Genomic DNA, 3246 nt, shown 5'->3' with positions numbered 1-3246 from the left:
CTTATATCGTTTGCCGTATAGAACATATATGTTAACCACTAAAGTAAATGAAACGAGACGTTTGTTGACATCATAGGACTACACGTGTAGTATATGAATTGTAGACCTACATTTGTAATCCTTTTACATGTAACAGGAGGTTTTGAGCATGAAATTACCACAAATCACAGATGCAGAATGGGAAGTTATGAAAATCCTCTGGGCGAGGGAGGAATGTCCATCCAGCGAAATTGTTAAAGAACTAACGGTAACAATGGACTGGAGTCCGAAGACGATTCGTACACTGCTTACCCGCCTGGTGCAGAAAGAAGCGGTTGGAATCAACAAGGAGGAATCGCGACGAGCCCAAATGTTTTATCCATTGGTTTCAGAAAAAGAGTATTTGCAAAGTGAAACCAAGACTTTTTTGCAAAAATTGTACGGTGGAGCCATTAAACCGATGCTTGCGAATTTCCTGCAGGAGAAAAAACTGACGGAACAGGAAATCAATGAGCTGAAACAATTATTCGATGAAAACAAGAATGATGCTGACAAATCGAAGACGGACATATAGCCATGACATATGTGCAGATGTATATGCAGATTTTTTTCGACTGGGTGATCAGAGCTTCGCTGATGGCAAGTGTGCTGGTTGTTCTCATTATCCTGATCAAATGGATGCTCAGAAACAAGTTGCAGCCGAAGTGGCACTATCTTCTATGGTTGCCTGTTGTCATCCGGCTCTTATTACCTTGGGCACCGGAGAGCTCGTACAGCGTATACAATCTATTGCCAATTAAGCAGCAGCTGTCTAATGAATCCCTTTTAGGATCGCTCGATGATATATCCAATCGTTATGAACGACAGTTGAAAAATAAGGTGAATTCTCCGAGCGAATGGACACTCCAAGGTCCATCCGACGTTCATTCCACTGCGAACTTTCCTGAGAAACAAGTCCATGCAAAGCAATCGTTTGTGGATCTACTGTCCACAATAACGCAGCGAGACATTCTGTTGTTTGGTTGGTTGCTAGGGGTCATAGTCTTGAGTCTTGTAACCCTTATAGCTAATATCAACGTGTATAGACGAATCAAAAAACAGCCCAACGTAACCAATCCGGCGGTATTACAAGTATTTGAGCAATGCAAGCGCCAGATGTCGGTCAAACAACCGATTCTTCTAACTGAAACAGATGCTGTGCCGAGTCCTGCGGTTTATGGGTTTATGAAACCAAGGATTTTATTATCCCGTTCGTTGATTCGTTCGATGGATGCCGATCAATTCCGTTATATTTTCCATCATGAACTGGCACATATCAAGCGTAGGGATGTTGCGATGAATTGGCTTATGCATGTTCTGGTTATTTTACATTGGTTTAATCCGATTATATGGGTTGTCTACGCACGAATGCGGGCAGACCAAGAGGTAGCCTGTGATGCATTAGCCTTGTCCCACATCCAAGCTGAGCACAAAGCAGCGTACGGCCAGACAATCATTAATTTACTGGAGCATTATGCAGGAGCCCGGAGATATCCAGGATTGGTCGGATTATCGGGCAATTACAAGCACCTAAAGAGGAGAATACTCATGATTAAACAGTTTAAGAAAAATTCTTTTCGCTTATCTGTATTAGGAGTAGCAACGCTAATAACTGTCTGCTCATTCTCATTGGTAAATGCTCAAGCGACCCCAACCAAATTAAAAGAAACAGTGGAAGTGGTAAAGCTATCCCAGCCTGGAGGCGGCCAAAACCCGACAGCTAAAACTGCGGAAGAAGCTAATCAGGTATTGCAGAAGTATTTTAACTTGACTGGATTTTCACTTATACCAGATGAGAGAGAAGTAGCCACTGCATCTTATGTAACCACAGACGACAGTATGCGTGTATGGATTGGTCCAAATAAAAAAATAATCGGTATCAATGATATGAAGGCATGGAAAGATAAAAAAAATAGAAATGAAACGAAAAAAGAACAATTGATTTCAATAGACCTAATTAAAGAGAAAGCGATTCAATTGGCACAACCATTCCTTGACGTTAGTGTTCAAGAAGTCCAAATCACAACAACACATCCTCACAATGATTCGTATATTATATTTGATATTATTCCTTCTTCTGAAGGTAATCTTACTGGTGACCCTTTTCGTATATCTTTTGACCAATACACTGGAGCTATCTTGAATGTTAACCCTTAAAGATAAAAAAGAAGCACACGAAAATGTGCTTCTTTTTTTGTAGGGGGAAAAGAACAAATGTATGTCGCGAAAGTGTACACCGTGATCTGGAAATAAGATAAATTTTCACATATGGACATATGTATAAAATACTATGTAACTTACATATTCATAAAATCAAGAAATGGTATTAATTCGAGGGATTCCATGGACAAACGGATTTTTTGTTTGGCGCTCGGAGGGTTCGCGATCGGCATGGTAGATAAATATGTTATTATTGGATTGTGCAAAGCTTATTCCGCCCATTCGAAGGGAGATTAGTTGAAAATGCAAAGTGCCCAACAAGTGTTAACAAGTTATTTTCAAGCATTAGGAAGCAAACAGAATGATAAAGTGATCGAATTGGTTCATGATGAAGCGAAATTTATTATTCTTAAAAAAGAGCCCTCTAATAAAATTCCTTTATACGGCACATTTCATGGAAAAGAAGGTGTTAGAAATTATTTAAACTTATTAGAAGAAGCAGAACACATAGAGAGGTTTGTCCTTCACAAACTCATCGGTAATCAGGAAGCAGCGTGTGCATGGGGGAATTTCCGCATCAAGGTCAATGTAACCGGGAAAGTGTTCGAGAGTGATTGGGCAATTATTTGCGAAGTAGAACAGGAGAAGATAAGGTTTTTTCAAATCTTCGAAGATACCGCTGCACTAGAAGAAGCTTTTGATTTAAGAGACTGTTAATATGTTAGTGCAATAATATTGGCAGGTAACATATCGAATTGAGTATGCCGTTACGCTAACGAAGAACGTTTTGAATGATAACAGCGGCGTCTAAGACTTTATTTTCAGTCTTGGTCTGCCGCACGTTTGGCAGCTTGCTGTTGAACTAAAGGGCAGTTTAGTTTAATACATTCATTCCGTGATAAGCCCGCAAAAAAAGTGGCGCCAGTTGTTCGCAGAGAACTCCGGGCGATCGATATACAATCGATATATGTTCTTGACAATGCGGTGGCAGCTGTCGGATGACAAGAACATATATGCTTAAAAGTCGCGTAGCAGCGGCTTTTTTCGTTTTAACGATATAAGTTCTTG

General features: G+C 40.1%; 4 protein-coding genes. 3 read left to right on the top strand and 1 reads right to left on the bottom strand.

The features are described from left to right. Positions 1 to 148 precede the first annotated feature (148 nt). The 3 genes from C4S74_RS26140 to C4S74_RS26130 all read left to right on the top strand — a co-directional run bounded on the left by C4S74_RS26140 (position 149) and on the right by C4S74_RS26130 (position 2895). Positions 149 to 553 (top strand): BlaI/MecI/CopY family transcriptional regulator, encoded by a 405-nt coding sequence (locus tag C4S74_RS26140; RefSeq protein WP_181024555.1) that lies wholly within the window; start codon positions 149 to 151, stop codon positions 551 to 553. A gap of 2 nt (positions 554 to 555) precedes the next feature. Beyond that, a complete protein-coding gene (locus C4S74_RS26135; RefSeq protein ID WP_103998203.1) occupies positions 556 to 2175 on the top strand; it encodes a M56 family metallopeptidase in 1620 nt (539 codons plus the stop codon). 306 nt (positions 2176 to 2481) lie between these two features. Beyond that, on the top strand, positions 2482 to 2895 hold the full coding sequence (locus C4S74_RS26130; protein WP_103998202.1) for a nuclear transport factor 2 family protein: 414 nt from the start codon (positions 2482 to 2484) through the stop codon (positions 2893 to 2895). Positions 2896 to 3052: 157 nt separating this feature from the next. Here the strand turns inward: C4S74_RS26130 and C4S74_RS26875 are convergent. Next, positions 3053 to 3246 (bottom strand): hypothetical protein (locus C4S74_RS26875; protein WP_219819080.1); only part of this gene is annotated, 194 nt, incomplete at its 5' end.

The organism is Paenibacillus sp. UNC499MF (assembly GCF_900107975.1).
In the GTDB taxonomy this organism is placed as follows: Bacteria; Bacillota; Bacilli; order Paenibacillales; family NBRC-103111; genus Paenibacillus_F.
This window is presented reverse-complemented; position numbering and strand designations above follow the sequence as displayed.